This window comes from Bacillus sp. PAMC28748 (assembly GCF_014250415.1).
In the GTDB taxonomy this organism is placed as follows: domain Bacteria; phylum Bacillota; class Bacilli; order Bacillales; family Bacillaceae; genus Bacillus; species Bacillus licheniformis.
Map to the genome: position 1 here is coordinate 1,378,970 of NZ_CP060192.1, position 13,937 is coordinate 1,392,906.

Consider the following 13,937-nt stretch of genomic DNA (forward strand, 5'->3'; position numbering starts at 1 on the left):
ACGATGAGAATGAAGTGCACGATTTCATATGACGGACACCTTTTTTACGGCTACCAAGTGCAGCCTGGGCAAAGAACGGTTCAGGATGAGCTTGAAAAAGCGCTGCAAACGCTCCATAAAGCGAAGGAGCGTATTCCTGTCGTTTCATCCGGGCGCACCGACAGCGGCGTCCACGCAGTCGGACAGACGATTCATTTTGACAGTCCGCTATCCATTCCTGAGGCGAAATGGCCGTATGCATTGAATGCCCTGCTGCCCGATGATATATCGGTCCGCAAGGCGGAAGCTGTCAATGATCAATTTCATGCGAGGTTTTCTGCGAAAAGAAAAGAATACCGGTATATGATATACAGGGGCAGACATCCGGACGTTTTTAAACGCTACTATGCATACCATGTTCCTTATGACATTGATATGGAGAAAGTTAAGGAAGCCTCCCGCTATCTGGTCGGAACCCATGACTTCACAAGCTTTTGTGCGACCAAAACCGAAGTGAAGGATAAAGTCAGAACGGTCCATGAACTGGAATGGTCTGACACAGGGGACGGACTGCAGATGAGAATTGTGGGAAGCGGATTTTTGTATAACATGGTTAGAATCATTGCCGGTACGCTTCTTGATGTAGGAACCGGCAAATTTTCCCCTGGTGACATTGAAAAGATGATTCTTGCCAAAAACCGCGATGCCGCAGGGCGCACTGCACCGGCACACGGCTTATATTTATGGCGTGTTATCTATGACAACTAAACCAGGTGTAACATTTTCTTGACAGAGAGTACAGAAAGTTATAAGATATCATATGGTATGTATTTCAACCCCACGATAAGCCCCGGAAACTTATTGTGTTTTGAAATAGAACGTAATTGAAGTTTATTGAAAATGGCAGATCATTTAGGAGGGAAATTTAATGCGTACAACACCTATGGCTAACGCAAGTAATATTGAACGCAAGTGGTTAGTTGTTGATGCTGCTGGCAAGACGCTAGGACGTCTTTCTACTGAAGTTGCATCTATCCTTCGCGGAAAACATAAACCAACTTACACACCACACGTTGACACTGGAGATCATGTGATCATCATCAACGCTGAAAAAATCGAGTTAACTGGTAAAAAGTTAACGGACAAAATCTACTACCGTCACACTCAACATCCAGGCGGTTTAAAATCAAGAACTGCTCTTGAAATGCGTACAAACTACCCTGAGAAAATGCTTGAACTTGCGATCAAAGGCATGCTTCCAAAAGGTTCTCTAGGTCGTCAAATGTTCAAAAAATTGAACGTATACCGTGGTTCTGAGCATCCACACCAAGCACAAAAACCTGAAGTTTACGAACTTCGCGGTTAATTAAAAAGGAGGTTACCAATTTGGCACAGGTTCAATATTACGGTACTGGCCGTCGTAAAAGCTCTGTAGCGCGCGTGCGTTTAGTTCCAGGAGAAGGCCGTATCATCGTGAATAATCGTGAAATCAGCGAGCACATCCCATCTGCAGCTCTAATCGAAGATATCAAACAACCATTAACTTTGACTGAAACAGCTGGTACTTATGACGTTTTAGTAAACGTACATGGAGGCGGCTTCTCCGGTCAAGCTGGAGCAATCCGTCACGGTATCGCCCGCGCTTTGCTTGAAGCAGATCCGGAATACCGTTCAACTCTAAAACGTGCCGGTCTACTGACTCGTGACGCACGTATGAAAGAGCGTAAAAAATACGGACTTAAAGGCGCACGCCGTGCACCTCAGTTCTCAAAACGTTAATTTCTGGCGTTTCAAAAACTCTCAAGCCATTTGGTTTGGGAGTTTTTTTATTATATTTTCCGCCCTATATATGAAGCGGATACTGGAGCAGAGCCCGATTCCCTCGTCCAGACGGAGATTTGGCCGATATGGTGGATCTCGTGTGCGATTAAATGCCTTAAAATATCGCCTTGCGTACAGACTTCGTCTGACCAAGCCGCTTTAACCGGCAGATGTTCGAAGGCGCTGGAATAATTAAAAATTACACTTTCTATTTCTGAGCGGTGCAGGTCGGAAAACCGAGCGATCTGCTGAATCGTCTGGTAATGAGAGTAATCAGGTTGAATATCCGGTTTTTCTAAAATGGCGTAGATCCAGCTTACTTCCACATCTACAATATGAAACAGATTTTTCTTAATGCTTCCCATTCCGCCTGAACGCTTCTTGACCAGCTCCTCTTGCGGCTGGCTGAGGCACCACTTAAACCATGCATGTCGAACTTCCCAATTATATTGAAACAATCCTTTCACTCATCTCACCTCTTCTAATATTTTCGGCTTCTTCCTCCGTTTCCCTTCCTTAGAAGAGCATGATTTCCGGCTCCTGACTGCACAATACAAGGTAAAAAGGAGGCGGTTTCTATGGGGACGGTCGTATCTTTTAACAATGAAAAACAAAAGAAGCAGATCAATTTGGAAAAACAGCTTCTGCGCGAACTGTCTTTGGAAAAAATGCTGAATTCTGCAGAGGAATGCTTTGCTCCTCTTTTTCACTTTTTTTCTAAGCATACGGATATCTTATATGACGGCTGCATCGACTTTGCCATTGAGGCATATTTGCTGGGAGCCGAGTACGGGAAGTTCGGCTATCACGGAGAACCCGTTCATCGAGCGATGATCCGCTCAGAAAAAGAAGAAAAACAGCTACTGCACGAGCTTTATGAATATGCTGTCAGCTGGTCTGAGGCTTTTAATGTTCAAGCTGCTTATGAACCGCTCTATTATGCCTGCGAATACTTCATCCAAAGCTGGTGGAAGGAAGGCTTCAGCCAGCGGGAAAGACGCTTTAAGCTTCGGCTCAGATAAAACAAAGTTTTATGAAAAAGTGAGGCCAAGCTTAATCATATTTCCTTTCCTTGTCCCATATCTTGTAGTAAGGACGAGCGGGAGGGAAAGGGATGAAGAAAAAAATAAAATGGCTCGGGTTTTTACTCGGCTTTGTCGTTTTATTATGTTTATTTCAATATCAATTCAACAATGATGATTCTTGGCGGTCATGGAATCTTCCGCTGAGCGGCAAAATCATTTATATTGATCCTGGACACGGGGGCGCCGATGGAGGGGCATCAAGCGGTGAACTCCTTGAAAAAGACGTGGCTCTTGAAGTATCCCTAAGAATCAGGGACTATCTCCAGGAGCAGGGCGCCTTGGTGATGCTGACGCGGGAGGACGATCATGATCTCGCTCCTGAAGAAACGAGGGGACTCAGCAGAAGAAAAGCTGAAGACTTGCGGAAGAGGGTCGATATGATCAACAATTCTGAAGCCGATCTTTACCTCAGCATCCATTTGAATGCGATTCCTTCCGCGCGATGGAGCGGTGCGCAAAGCTTCTATTACGGGCAATATGAAGAGAATGAACGGGCCGCCAAGTTTATTCAGGATGAATTAAGACATAATCTTGAAAACACGACGCGGAAGGCAAAGCGGATACACGGAATTTATTTGATGCAAAATGTTAAAAAGCCCGGGGCCCTTGTCGAAATCGGGTTTTTGTCTAACCCGGAAGAGGCAAAACAGCTGGCCAAGCCCAAATATCAGGACAAAATCGCAGCATCCGTTTATAAAGGCGTATTGCGCTACTTTACAGAAGACAGAGACCCTCCTGAATAAGAGGGTTTCTTTTTGTGTCAAAGACACTATAAGGAAAGATATGCTATACTTATTTTGTAAACGAATACAACAAAGGGTGAGATCAATGTTGCGAGAAGACGATGTAAAAAAGATAGTCGGCGATTTGGACGAGCCATTTCTTCACAAGCCGCTCAGAGAGCTGGATGCCGTAAAAGAAATTAAAATAAAACCCGAAAAACGGCACGTCAGCGTAAAGGTGGCGCTCGCAAAAACGGGATCTGCCGAACAAATGCAGCTTCAGCAGGAAATCGTCATACGGTTGAAAGAAGCCGGTGCAGAGACGGTCGGCCTGCGTTTTGAGGAGCTGCCCGAAGAAGTCGTAATGAGTTATCAAGAGTCTGCCAAAGGGCAGGATCAATCTCTGCTGAATAGTGAAAAACAGCCTGTGTTTTTAGCTGTGGCAAGCGGCAAAGGCGGCGTCGGCAAGTCGACGGTGTCGGTCAATTTGGCTGTGTCCCTGGCGCGAATCGGAAAGAAAGTCGGATTAATCGACGCCGATATTTACGGTTTCAGTGTTCCGGATATGATGGGAATCACTGTACGGCCGACGATCGAAGGAGAAAAGGTCGTGCCGGTTGAAAGATTCGGGGTCAAAGTGATTTCGATGGGATTCTTTGTTGAAGACAATGCCCCTGTCATTTGGAGAGGCCCCATGCTTGGAAAAATGCTGAATAACTTCTTCCATGAGGTTGAATGGGGGGATGTCGATTATATTATCTTAGACCTGCCGCCGGGAACAGGCGATGTAGCGCTTGATGTTCACTCAATGCTTCCAAGCTGCAAAGAGGTGATCGTGTCGACGCCGCACCCTACTGCCGCGTTTGTCGCTGCAAGAGCGGGCGCGATGGCCTTGAAGACCGATCATGAAATCGTGGGGATCGTTGAAAATATGGCTTATTACGAAAGCGTCAAAACAGGCGAGAAAGAATATGTATTCGGCAAAGGCGGAGGCGAAAAGCTCGCAGAGGAACTAGGCGTTCCAATTCTGGGCAAAATTCCGCTGAAGCAGCCGGATTGGGATGACAGCGAATTTGCGCCGTCCGTTTATGATGAAAGCCACCCGACCGGCGCCATTTATTTGGATATCGCCAAAAAAATCGACGAAAGCATTGGCGCAAAAGCTTAAAGAGCAAAAAAAGCTTCCTCCGCAGAAGAAGCTTTTAGGGAATGAAAAGCGGCTCAGCTTTGTTTTTCTTCGCCGCCTTTCATTTCTTCTTTCATGCTTTCAGCAGCAGCTTTTTTCAGTTCCTCTTCAAACTGCTTTCTGTAAAGAGGGCTTGTCAGAGTGTCAGATATGACTTCCTGCAGGTGGCTTCGGAATTCCTGGCTTCTGACAAGTTCACCGTATTTTTTGGCCATTTCAGGATCCTGCATGACCTGCATCAGCATTTTTTGGTACTCAGGATCTTTCATCAGTTTTTTCAGCACTTTTTCATGTTCATTTTGAAGTGTTTTGGCAAAGCCTTCAGCGAATTTTGGATCTTCAAAGACTTTTTTCCAAAATTCAGCTCCTTTTTTGGAGGTCATTGTTTTTTCAACGGTTTCTTTGACAGTTTTTTCATCCATTACAAGTGTTTCATTTAATTTGTCATCATTTAATATTTCTTGAATCGCTTTTTTTCCGTCATCTGTCTTTAATATATCGACAACCATTTTTTTGGTTTGTTCATAGTCCATCTCAGCTGCTTGGTCCGTGGGAGCACAAGCTGTTACAGATAGAAACAGAAAACAGCTTATCGATAGCATTGCGGTCTTGAACATGCTTAAGCTCCTTTCGAAAACTCGTCTTACCTTTAATATGAATGTCTTTTAAAAATTTATACATAACAAAATATCGCTGTTACAGCGGTTTATTTAGGGGTTGGGAAGTCTACAATGAAAAGCCGTAATCTCGTCCGATTTTTCTTTTCCGTATTGGGTGTCGGAGCTTTGACTACAAGTATTGTCGGTTTTGCCATAGAGTGGGGAAGATATAAGGAGCTGTTTCTTTCCTTCGAGGTATTGGAGATTCTGTCTGTTCTTTTCTGGTTTATCGGGGTTGGCATGATCTTTAGCGTGATTGCTCAAATGGGATTTGTGATTTTCTTAACGATTCACCGCTTTGCACTGGAAATTTTCAGATCTCATTCTTTGTGGAATTCGATTCAGCTGTTTTTGATTATATTTGTCGCGTTTGACTTGGTTTACTTGCGCTTTCTGTTTTTTGAAAAAGATGGAGGCTCCATCATTCCGTACATTTGGCTGCCGCTCTTTATTTTGGCGGTAGGCATTGCGGCCGCTTATGCAAAGCAAAAACAGTCCTCTAAAAAAACGTTCGTTTCCGCATTATTTCTAATGTTTGTTTTTACTGTGATGGAGTGGTTCCCGGCGTTAAGGGTCAATGAAGAGGACTGGCTCTATTTAATGCTGCTTCCTTTATTAGCCTGCAACGCTTTTCAGCTTTTAATGCTGCCAAAATTTCAGGCACGCGCTTAGACCGGCTGCTACTTTACTTCTGAAGATTTTGCATCCGTATTTGCGATTAATTCGCTGACGGTTACGTTTTTGAGCCCCTTGCTTCTGAGATGGTGCACGATCTCTGGCAGGGCTTCTTTTGTTTGTTTGGCGGAATCTGAAGCGTGAAAGAGCACGATGTCACCGGCGTTTACCGTTCCATTTACGTTTTGGACGATCTTTTGAACCCCCGGGTTCGTCCAGTCATCCGAGTTAATACTATAATGAACAACGGTGTAGCCGTACTGTTTAGCAACATCGAGTACGTCTTTATTAAACTGGCCGGTCGGCGGTCTTAAAAGCGTAAGGTCGTCAAGCCCGAGTTTTTGAAAGGAGTGTCGTGCTTTTGCTAAGTCTTTTTTGATCTCGCTTTTCTTCATTTGCGAATAGTTTTTATAAGCATAGCCCATACTCCCGATCTGGTGACCATCTTTACGGATTCTTTCTACGACATCCGGGTGGCGCTCTGCCCATGAAGCTGATAGAAAAAAGGTCGCGTCTTTAATACCGTTTGCTTTTAATGTGTCTAAAATGGGCATTGCCTTTTGATCTCCCCAGCTGATATTAAATGTAAGGGCTACTTCATTTGTATCTGAATCTCCTCTATATACCGCTTTTGCTCCGCCTTCTGTAGAAAACACAGGAAGAGGGAGCAGGTTTTGCACATAAAAAAAACTTGCTGTCGCAAAAGCGGCTATCATAATAATGATTAGCTGCTTAATCCGTTTGATATGCCACACATAAAAATGGTTCACAGAAAAACTCCTCCTTGTCCATGCTGCTTTGTTTTCATCCTATGCTTGTTTAAAATAGAACATAACAATAATTCATCTTAAGAAAAAAATTAAAAAGAGGGTTGACCGGAATTAAATAAACATGTTATATTGTTATTCGTCGCTGATAAACAGCTGACATGAAAAAGCTCCAAAAAATAATTTTGAGAAAAGTTATTGACAAATACGTGAGCTTGATGTTATATTATTAAAGCCGCTGAACGAAGCGGAAATGATCTTTGAAAACTAAACAAGACAAAACGTACCTGTTAATTCATTTTTATAAATCGCACATTTGAGTGTGCGTAGTCATTATCAAACTTCATGGAGAGTTTGATCCTGGCTCAGGACGAACGCTGGCGGCGTGCCTAATACATGCAAGTCGAGCGGACCGACGGGAGCTTGCTCCCTTGGGTCAGCGGCGGACGGGTGAGTAACACGTGGGTAACCTGCCTGTAAGACTGGGATAACTCCGGGAAACCGGGGCTAATACCGGATGCTTGATTGAACCGCATGGTTCAATCATAAAAGGTGGCTTTTAGCTACCACTTGCAGATGGACCCGCGGCGCATTAGCTAGTTGGTGAGGTAACGGCTCACCAAGGCGACGATGCGTAGCCGACCTGAGAGGGTGATCGGCCACACTGGGACTGAGACACGGCCCAGACTCCTACGGGAGGCAGCAGTAGGGAATCTTCCGCAATGGACGAAAGTCTGACGGAGCAACGCCGCGTGAGTGATGAAGGTTTTCGGATCGTAAAACTCTGTTGTTAGGGAAGAACAAGTACCGTTCGAATAGGGCGGCACCTTGACGGTACCTAACCAGAAAGCCACGGCTAACTACGTGCCAGCAGCCGCGGTAATACGTAGGTGGCAAGCGTTGTCCGGAATTATTGGGCGTAAAGCGCGCGCAGGCGGTTTCTTAAGTCTGATGTGAAAGCCCCCGGCTCAACCGGGGAGGGTCATTGGAAACTGGGGAACTTGAGTGCAGAAGAGGAGAGTGGAATTCCACGTGTAGCGGTGAAATGCGTAGAGATGTGGAGGAACACCAGTGGCGAAGGCGACTCTCTGGTCTGTAACTGACGCTGAGGCGCGAAAGCGTGGGGAGCGAACAGGATTAGATACCCTGGTAGTCCACGCCGTAAACGATGAGTGCTAAGTGTTAGAGGGTTTCCGCCCTTTAGTGCTGCAGCAAACGCATTAAGCACTCCGCCTGGGGAGTACGGTCGCAAGACTGAAACTCAAAGGAATTGACGGGGGCCCGCACAAGCGGTGGAGCATGTGGTTTAATTCGAAGCAACGCGAAGAACCTTACCAGGTCTTGACATCCTCTGACAACCCTAGAGATAGGGCTTCCCCTTCGGGGGCAGAGTGACAGGTGGTGCATGGTTGTCGTCAGCTCGTGTCGTGAGATGTTGGGTTAAGTCCCGCAACGAGCGCAACCCTTGATCTTAGTTGCCAGCATTCAGTTGGGCACTCTAAGGTGACTGCCGGTGACAAACCGGAGGAAGGTGGGGATGACGTCAAATCATCATGCCCCTTATGACCTGGGCTACACACGTGCTACAATGGGCAGAACAAAGGGCAGCGAAGCCGCGAGGCTAAGCCAATCCCACAAATCTGTTCTCAGTTCGGATCGCAGTCTGCAACTCGACTGCGTGAAGCTGGAATCGCTAGTAATCGCGGATCAGCATGCCGCGGTGAATACGTTCCCGGGCCTTGTACACACCGCCCGTCACACCACGAGAGTTTGTAACACCCGAAGTCGGTGAGGTAACCTTTTGGAGCCAGCCGCCGAAGGTGGGACAGATGATTGGGGTGAAGTCGTAACAAGGTAGCCGTATCGGAAGGTGCGGCTGGATCACCTCCTTTCTAAGGATATTATACGGAATATAAGACCTTGCGGTCTTATAGACAGGTGCGTTTGGATCTTGTTTAGTTTTGAAGGATCATTCCTTCAAAGCGTGTTCTTTGAAAACTAGATAACGAAAGTAGACATTCACATTCAATTGTAATGCAAGATATCACGTAGTGATTCTTTTTAACGGTTAAGTTAGAAAGGGCGCACGGTGGATGCCTTGGCACTAGGAGCCGATGAAGGACGGGACGAACACCGATATGCTTCGGGGAGCTGTAAGCAAGCTTTGATCCGGAGATTTCCGAATGGGGAAACCCACTGCTCGTAATGGAGCAGTATCCATATCTGAATTCATAGGATATGAGAAGGCAGACCCGGGGAACTGAAACATCTAAGTACCCGGAGGAAGAGAAAGCAAATGCGATTCCCTGAGTAGCGGCGAGCGAAACGGGAACAGCCCAAACCAAGAGGCTTGCCTCTTGGGGTTGTAGGACACTCTGTACGGAGTTGCAAAAGAACGAGGTAGATGAAGAGGTCTGGAAAGGCCCGCCATAGGAGGTAACAGCCCTGTAGTCAAAACTTCGTTCTCTCCTGAGTGGATCCTGAGTACGGCGGAACACGTGAAATTCCGTCGGAATCCGGGAGGACCATCTCCCAAGGCTAAATACTCCCTAGTGACCGATAGTGAACCAGTACCGTGAGGGAAAGGTGAAAAGCACCCCGGAAGGGGAGTGAAAGAGATCCTGAAACCGTGTGCCTACAAGTAGTCAGAGCCCGTTAACGGGTGATGGCGTGCCTTTTGTAGAATGAACCGGCGAGTTACGATCCCGTGCAAGGTTAAGTTTGAAAAGACGGAGCCGCAGCGAAAGCGAGTCTGAATAGGGCGCATGAGTACGTGGTCGTAGACCCGAAACCAGGTGATCTACCCATGTCCAGGGTGAAGTTCAGGTAACACTGAATGGAGGCCCGAACCCACGCACGTTGAAAAGTGCGGGGATGAGGTGTGGGTAGGGGTGAAATGCCAATCGAACCTGGAGATAGCTGGTTCTCTCCGAAATAGCTTTAGGGCTAGCCTCAAGGTAAGAGTCTTGGAGGTAGAGCACTGATTGGACTAGGGGCCCCTACCGGGTTACCGAATTCAGTCAAACTCCGAATGCCAAAGACTTATCCTTGGGAGTCAGACTGCGAGTGATAAGATCCGTAGTCGAAAGGGAAACAGCCCAGACCGCCAGCTAAGGTCCCAAAGTATACGTTAAGTGGAAAAGGATGTGGAGTTGCTTAGACAACCAGGATGTTGGCTTAGAAGCAGCCACCATTTAAAGAGTGCGTAATAGCTCACTGGTCGAGTGACTCTGCGCCGAAAATGTACCGGGGCTAAACGTATCACCGAAGCTGCGGACTGTTCTTGCGAACAGTGGTAGGAGAGCGTTCTAAGTGCTGTGAAGCGAGACCGGAAGGACTCGTGGAGCGCTTAGAAGTGAGAATGCCGGTATGAGTAGCGAAAGAGGGGTGAGAATCCCCTCCACCGAATGCCTAAGGTTTCCTGAGGAAGGCTCGTCCGCTCAGGGTTAGTCGGGACCTAAGCCGAGGCCGAAAGGCGTAGGCGATGGACAACAGGTTGATATTCCTGTACCACCTCCTCACCATTTGAGCAATGGGGGGACGCAGGAGGATAGGGTAAGCGCGGTATTGGATATCCGCGTCCAAGCAGTTAGGCTGGGAAATAGGCAAATCCGTTTCCCGTAAGGCTGAGCTGTGATGGCGAGCGAAATATAGTAGCGAAGTTCCTGATTCCACACTGCCAAGAAAAGCCTCTAGCGAGGTGAGAGGTGCCCGTACCGCAAACCGACACAGGTAGGCGAGGAGAGAATCCTAAGGTGATCGAGAGAACTCTCGTTAAGGAACTCGGCAAAATGACCCCGTAACTTCGGGAGAAGGGGTGCTCTGTTAGGGTGCAAGCCCGAGAGAGCCGCAGTGAATAGGCCCAGGCGACTGTTTAGCAAAAACACAGGTCTCTGCGAAGCCGTAAGGCGAAGTATAGGGGCTGACGCCTGCCCGGTGCTGGAAGGTTAAGAGGAGCGCTTAGCGTAAGCGAAGGTGCGAATTGAAGCCCCAGTAAACGGCGGCCGTAACTATAACGGTCCTAAGGTAGCGAAATTCCTTGTCGGGTAAGTTCCGACCCGCACGAAAGGCGCAACGATCTGGGCACTGTCTCAACGAGAGACTCGGTGAAATTATAGTACCTGTGAAGATGCAGGTTACCCGCGACAGGACGGAAAGACCCCGTGGAGCTTTACTGCAGCCTGATATTGAATGTTGGTACAGCTTGTACAGGATAGGTAGGAGCCTTGGAAACCGGAGCGCCAGCTTCGGTGGAGGCATCGGTGGGATACTACCCTGGCTGTATTGACCTTCTAACCCGCTGCCCTTATCGGGCAGGGAGACAGTGTCAGGTGGGCAGTTTGACTGGGGCGGTCGCCTCCTAAAAGGTAACGGAGGCGCCCAAAGGTTCCCTCAGAATGGTTGGAAATCATTCGCAGAGTGTAAAGGCACAAGGGAGCTTGACTGCGAGACCTACAAGTCGAGCAGGGACGAAAGTCGGGCTTAGTGATCCGGTGGTTCCGCATGGAAGGGCCATCGCTCAACGGATAAAAGCTACCCCGGGGATAACAGGCTTATCTCCCCCAAGAGTCCACATCGACGGGGAGGTTTGGCACCTCGATGTCGGCTCATCGCATCCTGGGGCTGTAGTCGGTCCCAAGGGTTGGGCTGTTCGCCCATTAAAGCGGTACGCGAGCTGGGTTCAGAACGTCGTGAGACAGTTCGGTCCCTATCCGTCGCGGGCGCAGGAAATTTGAGAGGAGCTGTCCTTAGTACGAGAGGACCGGGATGGACGCACCGCTGGTGTACCAGTTGTTCTGCCAAGGGCATCGCTGGGTAGCTATGTGCGGACGGGATAAGTGCTGAAAGCATCTAAGCATGAAGCCCCCCTCAAGATGAGATTTCCCATTCCTATAAGGAAGTAAGATCCCTGAAAGATGATCAGGTTGATAGGTCTGAGGTGGAAGTGTGGCGACACATGGAGCTGACAGATACTAATCGATCGAGGACTTAACCTAAATATTTGTGAATCGTCTGTCCGTTATCTAGTTTTGAGAGAACACCTCTCAGAAAGCCAAAGGCAAGGAAACTCGGCTAAAGGCCCTCACATCCTGTGAGGAACGCCCAGTACCTTCGTCCTGAAGGCATAGTTTGGTGGCGATAGCGAAGAGGTCACACCCGTTCCCATGCCGAACACGGAAGTTAAGCTCTTTAGCGCCGATGGTAGTTGGGGGCTTCCCCCTGTGAGAGTAGGACGCCGCCAAGCTGTTATATATCTTTACCCTGCATGAATTGAAGCTTTTCTTATTCCGCAGTAGCTCAGTGGTAGAGCTATCGGCTGTTAACCGATCGGTCGCAGGTTCGAATCCTGCCTGCGGAGCCAATGCTTCCATAGCTCAGCAGGTAGAGCACTTCCATGGTAAGGAAGAGGTCAGCGGTTCGAGCCCGCTTGGAAGCTTAAGTGAATACGTTGATATGACAAGGTTTCTCCTGTTGTGGGGAAAGCTTTTTTTGTTTTTGCGATATTTTGCTTTTAGACTTATTGAATGTATAAAAGCAGGCTAAATGCCTGCTTTTATTTTTATCCCCATAAAACGTTCAGTGTGACTTCAAAGACAAGAAGAGACAACATATAACTTGCGTACTTTAACGTATCAGGTTCATGCTGTTTTGAGTCTTTAAAAGTCCATATAAATAATGCAGCAACGCCTATAATGGTCACGATTTTGCTAAGCGTTAATAATGACATGACGACCTTCCTTTATATTGAAAATTCATTTATCATCTATCTTCTACATTTATAATTAAAATCCCTTTTAGCTGTAAAAACTTTCTCTGCTGTTCAAAATCCATTTAAAATAGAGAAGATCCGATTATTCACACTGCCAAAAGACTTAATGTTGTTTTGGATGTTTGAAAATAGAATGACGTATCTGCTCCCTGTCAGACTGAAACTGTTTAATATGTTGTAGCCGGGCATGACACCGTGGCTTGAATAGCTTCCTGGAGACACATAAAAGCCCATGCCGTATGTTGCTTTATTCGGCGTAAACATTTTCATAAAACTTTCATTGGAAATGATTTTTCTTTCGTAAAGTGCTTTATCAAACAAATACATGTCATAAGCGGTCATATAAATATCACCGGCCCCGTAAAGCTGTGATAAATCCGGCATGTCAGGCGTATAAAGCTTTTTTTGCAGGTTTAATTTATATCCTGTCGATGGATTTGACTCTTTAGCAAATGTTTTATAAAAGCCTGCATGTTTCATACCGGCAGGTTTAAAAATATGCTTTTTGATGTATTGGTCGACTGGTTCACCGCTTACCATGGAAACAATGTATGCCAGAACCGAGTAATTGGAGTCTCTATAATCCCATTTCCCAGTTGGGTATTTTACACCCCGTTTTTCGATATCTTTAATTAAATCTTCCGGCGAAATATATCCGCGGCCTTCTTTGTGACCCCTAATTCCGGATGTGTGCGTCAAGAAATGATAAAGGGTGATCTTTGAGCCGTTTGGAAAATTGGGAAGATACTTAGAAACAGGGTCATTTACAGATAGCAATCCTTTTTCCTCCAGCTGTAAAATTGCCGTTGCAATAATCGCTTTTTGTGATGACCCCACATAAAAGACGGTATCTGGTGTATTGGGAACCATTTCCTCGCGGTTTGCATATAAATACCCTTTGCTTGTCACCACTTTTCCATCTTCTACGATCAATGCTGTGCCGCTGAATCCAATGCTTTTCAAATATTGATCCAATTGAGCATTATCATTTTTTGTGACGATTTTGCTCTTTTTTGTTTCATTTTGTGTTGGCTTTTTCTTTGCTTCAGGCTGTGCCTTTTTTTCAGTTGCTTGCAATTGGTTTTCCTGGTGATCTCGCATACCGCTTGGAAGTGCAAGATAAATTAATCCACAAACAACCAAAAAGGAAAATATGATAAGCCTTCTTTTTGTTTTCTGCTTTTTTCTTTTCTTTATTCGCGTTCTGTATGTTCTTGCCATGTCGGGTACTCCTTCTTTTATATGTGACGTATTTACTGACGCAATAACCCCT

General features: G+C 46.5%; 11 protein-coding genes, 2 tRNA genes and 3 rRNA genes. 12 read left to right on the forward strand and 4 right to left on the reverse strand.

From position 1 onward, the window contains the following. Positions 1 to 3: 3 nt before the first annotated feature. The 3 genes from truA (at position 4) to rpsI (ending at position 1,758) form a co-directional block, all read left to right on the forward strand. Positions 4 to 747: a tRNA pseudouridine(38-40) synthase TruA gene (truA, locus tag H7F26_RS07085; RefSeq protein WP_017474561.1), complete on the forward strand. Its 744-nt coding sequence runs from the start codon at positions 4 to 6 to the stop codon at positions 745 to 747. Positions 748 to 907: 160 nt separating this feature from the next. Further along, positions 908 to 1,345 carry a 50S ribosomal protein L13 gene (rplM, locus tag H7F26_RS07090; RefSeq protein WP_003178393.1) on the forward strand — a complete coding sequence of 146 codons (438 nt, stop codon included), beginning with the start codon at positions 908 to 910 and terminating at the stop codon, positions 1,343 to 1,345. Positions 1,346 to 1,365: 20 nt separating this feature from the next. Continuing rightward, positions 1,366 to 1,758 (forward strand): 30S ribosomal protein S9, encoded by a 393-nt coding sequence (gene rpsI, locus H7F26_RS07095; RefSeq protein ID WP_003178395.1) that lies wholly within the window; start codon positions 1,366 to 1,368, stop codon positions 1,756 to 1,758. A 50-nt stretch (positions 1,759 to 1,808) separates the two neighbouring features. Here the strand turns inward: rpsI and H7F26_RS07100 are convergent, their stop codons facing one another. After that, positions 1,809 to 2,267 (reverse strand): DinB family protein, encoded by a 459-nt coding sequence (locus H7F26_RS07100; protein WP_009330341.1) that lies wholly within the window; start codon positions 2,265 to 2,267, stop codon positions 1,809 to 1,811. A gap of 111 nt (positions 2,268 to 2,378) precedes the next feature. On the opposite strand from H7F26_RS07100, the gene H7F26_RS07105 reads away from it, so the two are divergent. The 3 genes from H7F26_RS07105 to H7F26_RS07115 all read left to right on the forward strand — a co-directional run bounded on the left by H7F26_RS07105 (position 2,379) and on the right by H7F26_RS07115 (position 4,775). Further along, complete coding sequence (locus H7F26_RS07105; protein ID WP_003178399.1) at positions 2,379 to 2,822, forward strand: YbaK family protein; 444 nt, start codon at positions 2,379 to 2,381, stop codon at positions 2,820 to 2,822. Positions 2,823 to 2,914: 92 nt separating this feature from the next. After that, the gene (cwlD, locus tag H7F26_RS07110) at positions 2,915 to 3,628 is read left to right on the forward strand and encodes an N-acetylmuramoyl-L-alanine amidase CwlD (protein WP_003178401.1); all 714 of its coding nucleotides are present in this window, start codon (positions 2,915 to 2,917) and stop codon (positions 3,626 to 3,628) included. Between the two features lie 85 nt (positions 3,629 to 3,713). Further along, positions 3,714 to 4,775: an Mrp/NBP35 family ATP-binding protein gene (locus H7F26_RS07115; protein ID WP_003178403.1), complete on the forward strand. Its 1,062-nt coding sequence runs from the start codon at positions 3,714 to 3,716 to the stop codon at positions 4,773 to 4,775. A gap of 53 nt (positions 4,776 to 4,828) precedes the next feature. On the opposite strand, the gene gerD is transcribed toward H7F26_RS07115, so the two are convergent. Further along, positions 4,829 to 5,410: a spore germination lipoprotein GerD gene (gerD, locus tag H7F26_RS07120; protein WP_003178405.1), complete on the reverse strand. Its 582-nt coding sequence runs from the start codon at positions 5,408 to 5,410 to the stop codon at positions 4,829 to 4,831. A 114-nt stretch (positions 5,411 to 5,524) separates the two neighbouring features. On the opposite strand from gerD, the gene H7F26_RS07125 reads away from it, so the two are divergent. After that, positions 5,525 to 6,124, forward strand: coding sequence for a KinB-signaling pathway activation protein (locus H7F26_RS07125; RefSeq protein ID WP_003178407.1), 600 nt, complete (start codon positions 5,525 to 5,527; stop codon positions 6,122 to 6,124). Between the two features lie 8 nt (positions 6,125 to 6,132). Here H7F26_RS07125 and pdaB read toward each other — a convergent pair whose 3' ends face one another. Next, on the reverse strand, positions 6,133 to 6,897 hold the full coding sequence (pdaB, locus tag H7F26_RS07130; RefSeq protein ID WP_003178409.1) for a polysaccharide deacetylase family sporulation protein PdaB: 765 nt from the start codon (positions 6,895 to 6,897) through the stop codon (positions 6,133 to 6,135). Between the two features lie 339 nt (positions 6,898 to 7,236). Here pdaB and H7F26_RS07135 point away from each other — a divergent pair. The 5 genes from H7F26_RS07135 (at position 7,237) to H7F26_RS07155 (ending at position 12,331) form a co-directional block, all read left to right on the forward strand. Next, positions 7,237 to 8,786, forward strand: a 16S ribosomal RNA gene (locus tag H7F26_RS07135). Between the two features lie 174 nt (positions 8,787 to 8,960). After that, positions 8,961 to 11,891 (forward strand): 23S ribosomal RNA (locus tag H7F26_RS07140). A 132-nt stretch (positions 11,892 to 12,023) separates the two neighbouring features. After that, positions 12,024 to 12,139, forward strand: a 5S ribosomal RNA gene (gene rrf, locus H7F26_RS07145). The 16S, 23S and 5S rRNA genes sit together here with 2 tRNA genes alongside, the layout of an rRNA operon. A 42-nt stretch (positions 12,140 to 12,181) precedes the next feature. Further along, positions 12,182 to 12,256: transfer RNA gene (locus tag H7F26_RS07150), tRNA-Asn, on the forward strand. 2 nt (positions 12,257 to 12,258) lie between these two features. Further along, positions 12,259 to 12,331, forward strand: a tRNA-Thr gene (locus H7F26_RS07155). A gap of 384 nt (positions 12,332 to 12,715) precedes the next feature. Here the strand turns inward: H7F26_RS07155 and H7F26_RS07160 are convergent. Next, on the reverse strand, positions 12,716 to 13,885 hold the full coding sequence (locus tag H7F26_RS07160; protein WP_003178412.1) for a serine hydrolase domain-containing protein: 1,170 nt from the start codon (positions 13,883 to 13,885) through the stop codon (positions 12,716 to 12,718). Positions 13,886 to 13,937 lie beyond the last annotated feature (52 nt).

Coding starts and splice junctions, on each gene's coding strand:
- H7F26_RS07125 (WP_003178407.1), top strand. CDS start 5,525: ATGAAAAGCCGTAATCTCGTCCGATTTTTCTTTTCCGTATTGGGTGTC.
- gerD (WP_003178405.1), bottom strand. CDS start 5,410: ATGTTCAAGACCGCAATGCTATCGATAAGCTGTTTTCTGTTTCTATCT.
- rplM (WP_003178393.1), top strand. CDS start 908: ATGCGTACAACACCTATGGCTAACGCAAGTAATATTGAACGCAAGTGG.
- truA (WP_017474561.1), top strand. CDS start 4: ATGAGAATGAAGTGCACGATTTCATATGACGGACACCTTTTTTACGGC.
- H7F26_RS07160 (WP_003178412.1), bottom strand. CDS start 13,885: ATGGCAAGAACATACAGAACGCGAATAAAGAAAAGAAAAAAGCAGAAA.
- H7F26_RS07105 (WP_003178399.1), top strand. CDS start 2,379: ATGGGGACGGTCGTATCTTTTAACAATGAAAAACAAAAGAAGCAGATC.
- cwlD (WP_003178401.1), top strand. CDS start 2,915: ATGAAGAAAAAAATAAAATGGCTCGGGTTTTTACTCGGCTTTGTCGTT.
- H7F26_RS07115 (WP_003178403.1), top strand. CDS start 3,714: ATGTTGCGAGAAGACGATGTAAAAAAGATAGTCGGCGATTTGGACGAG.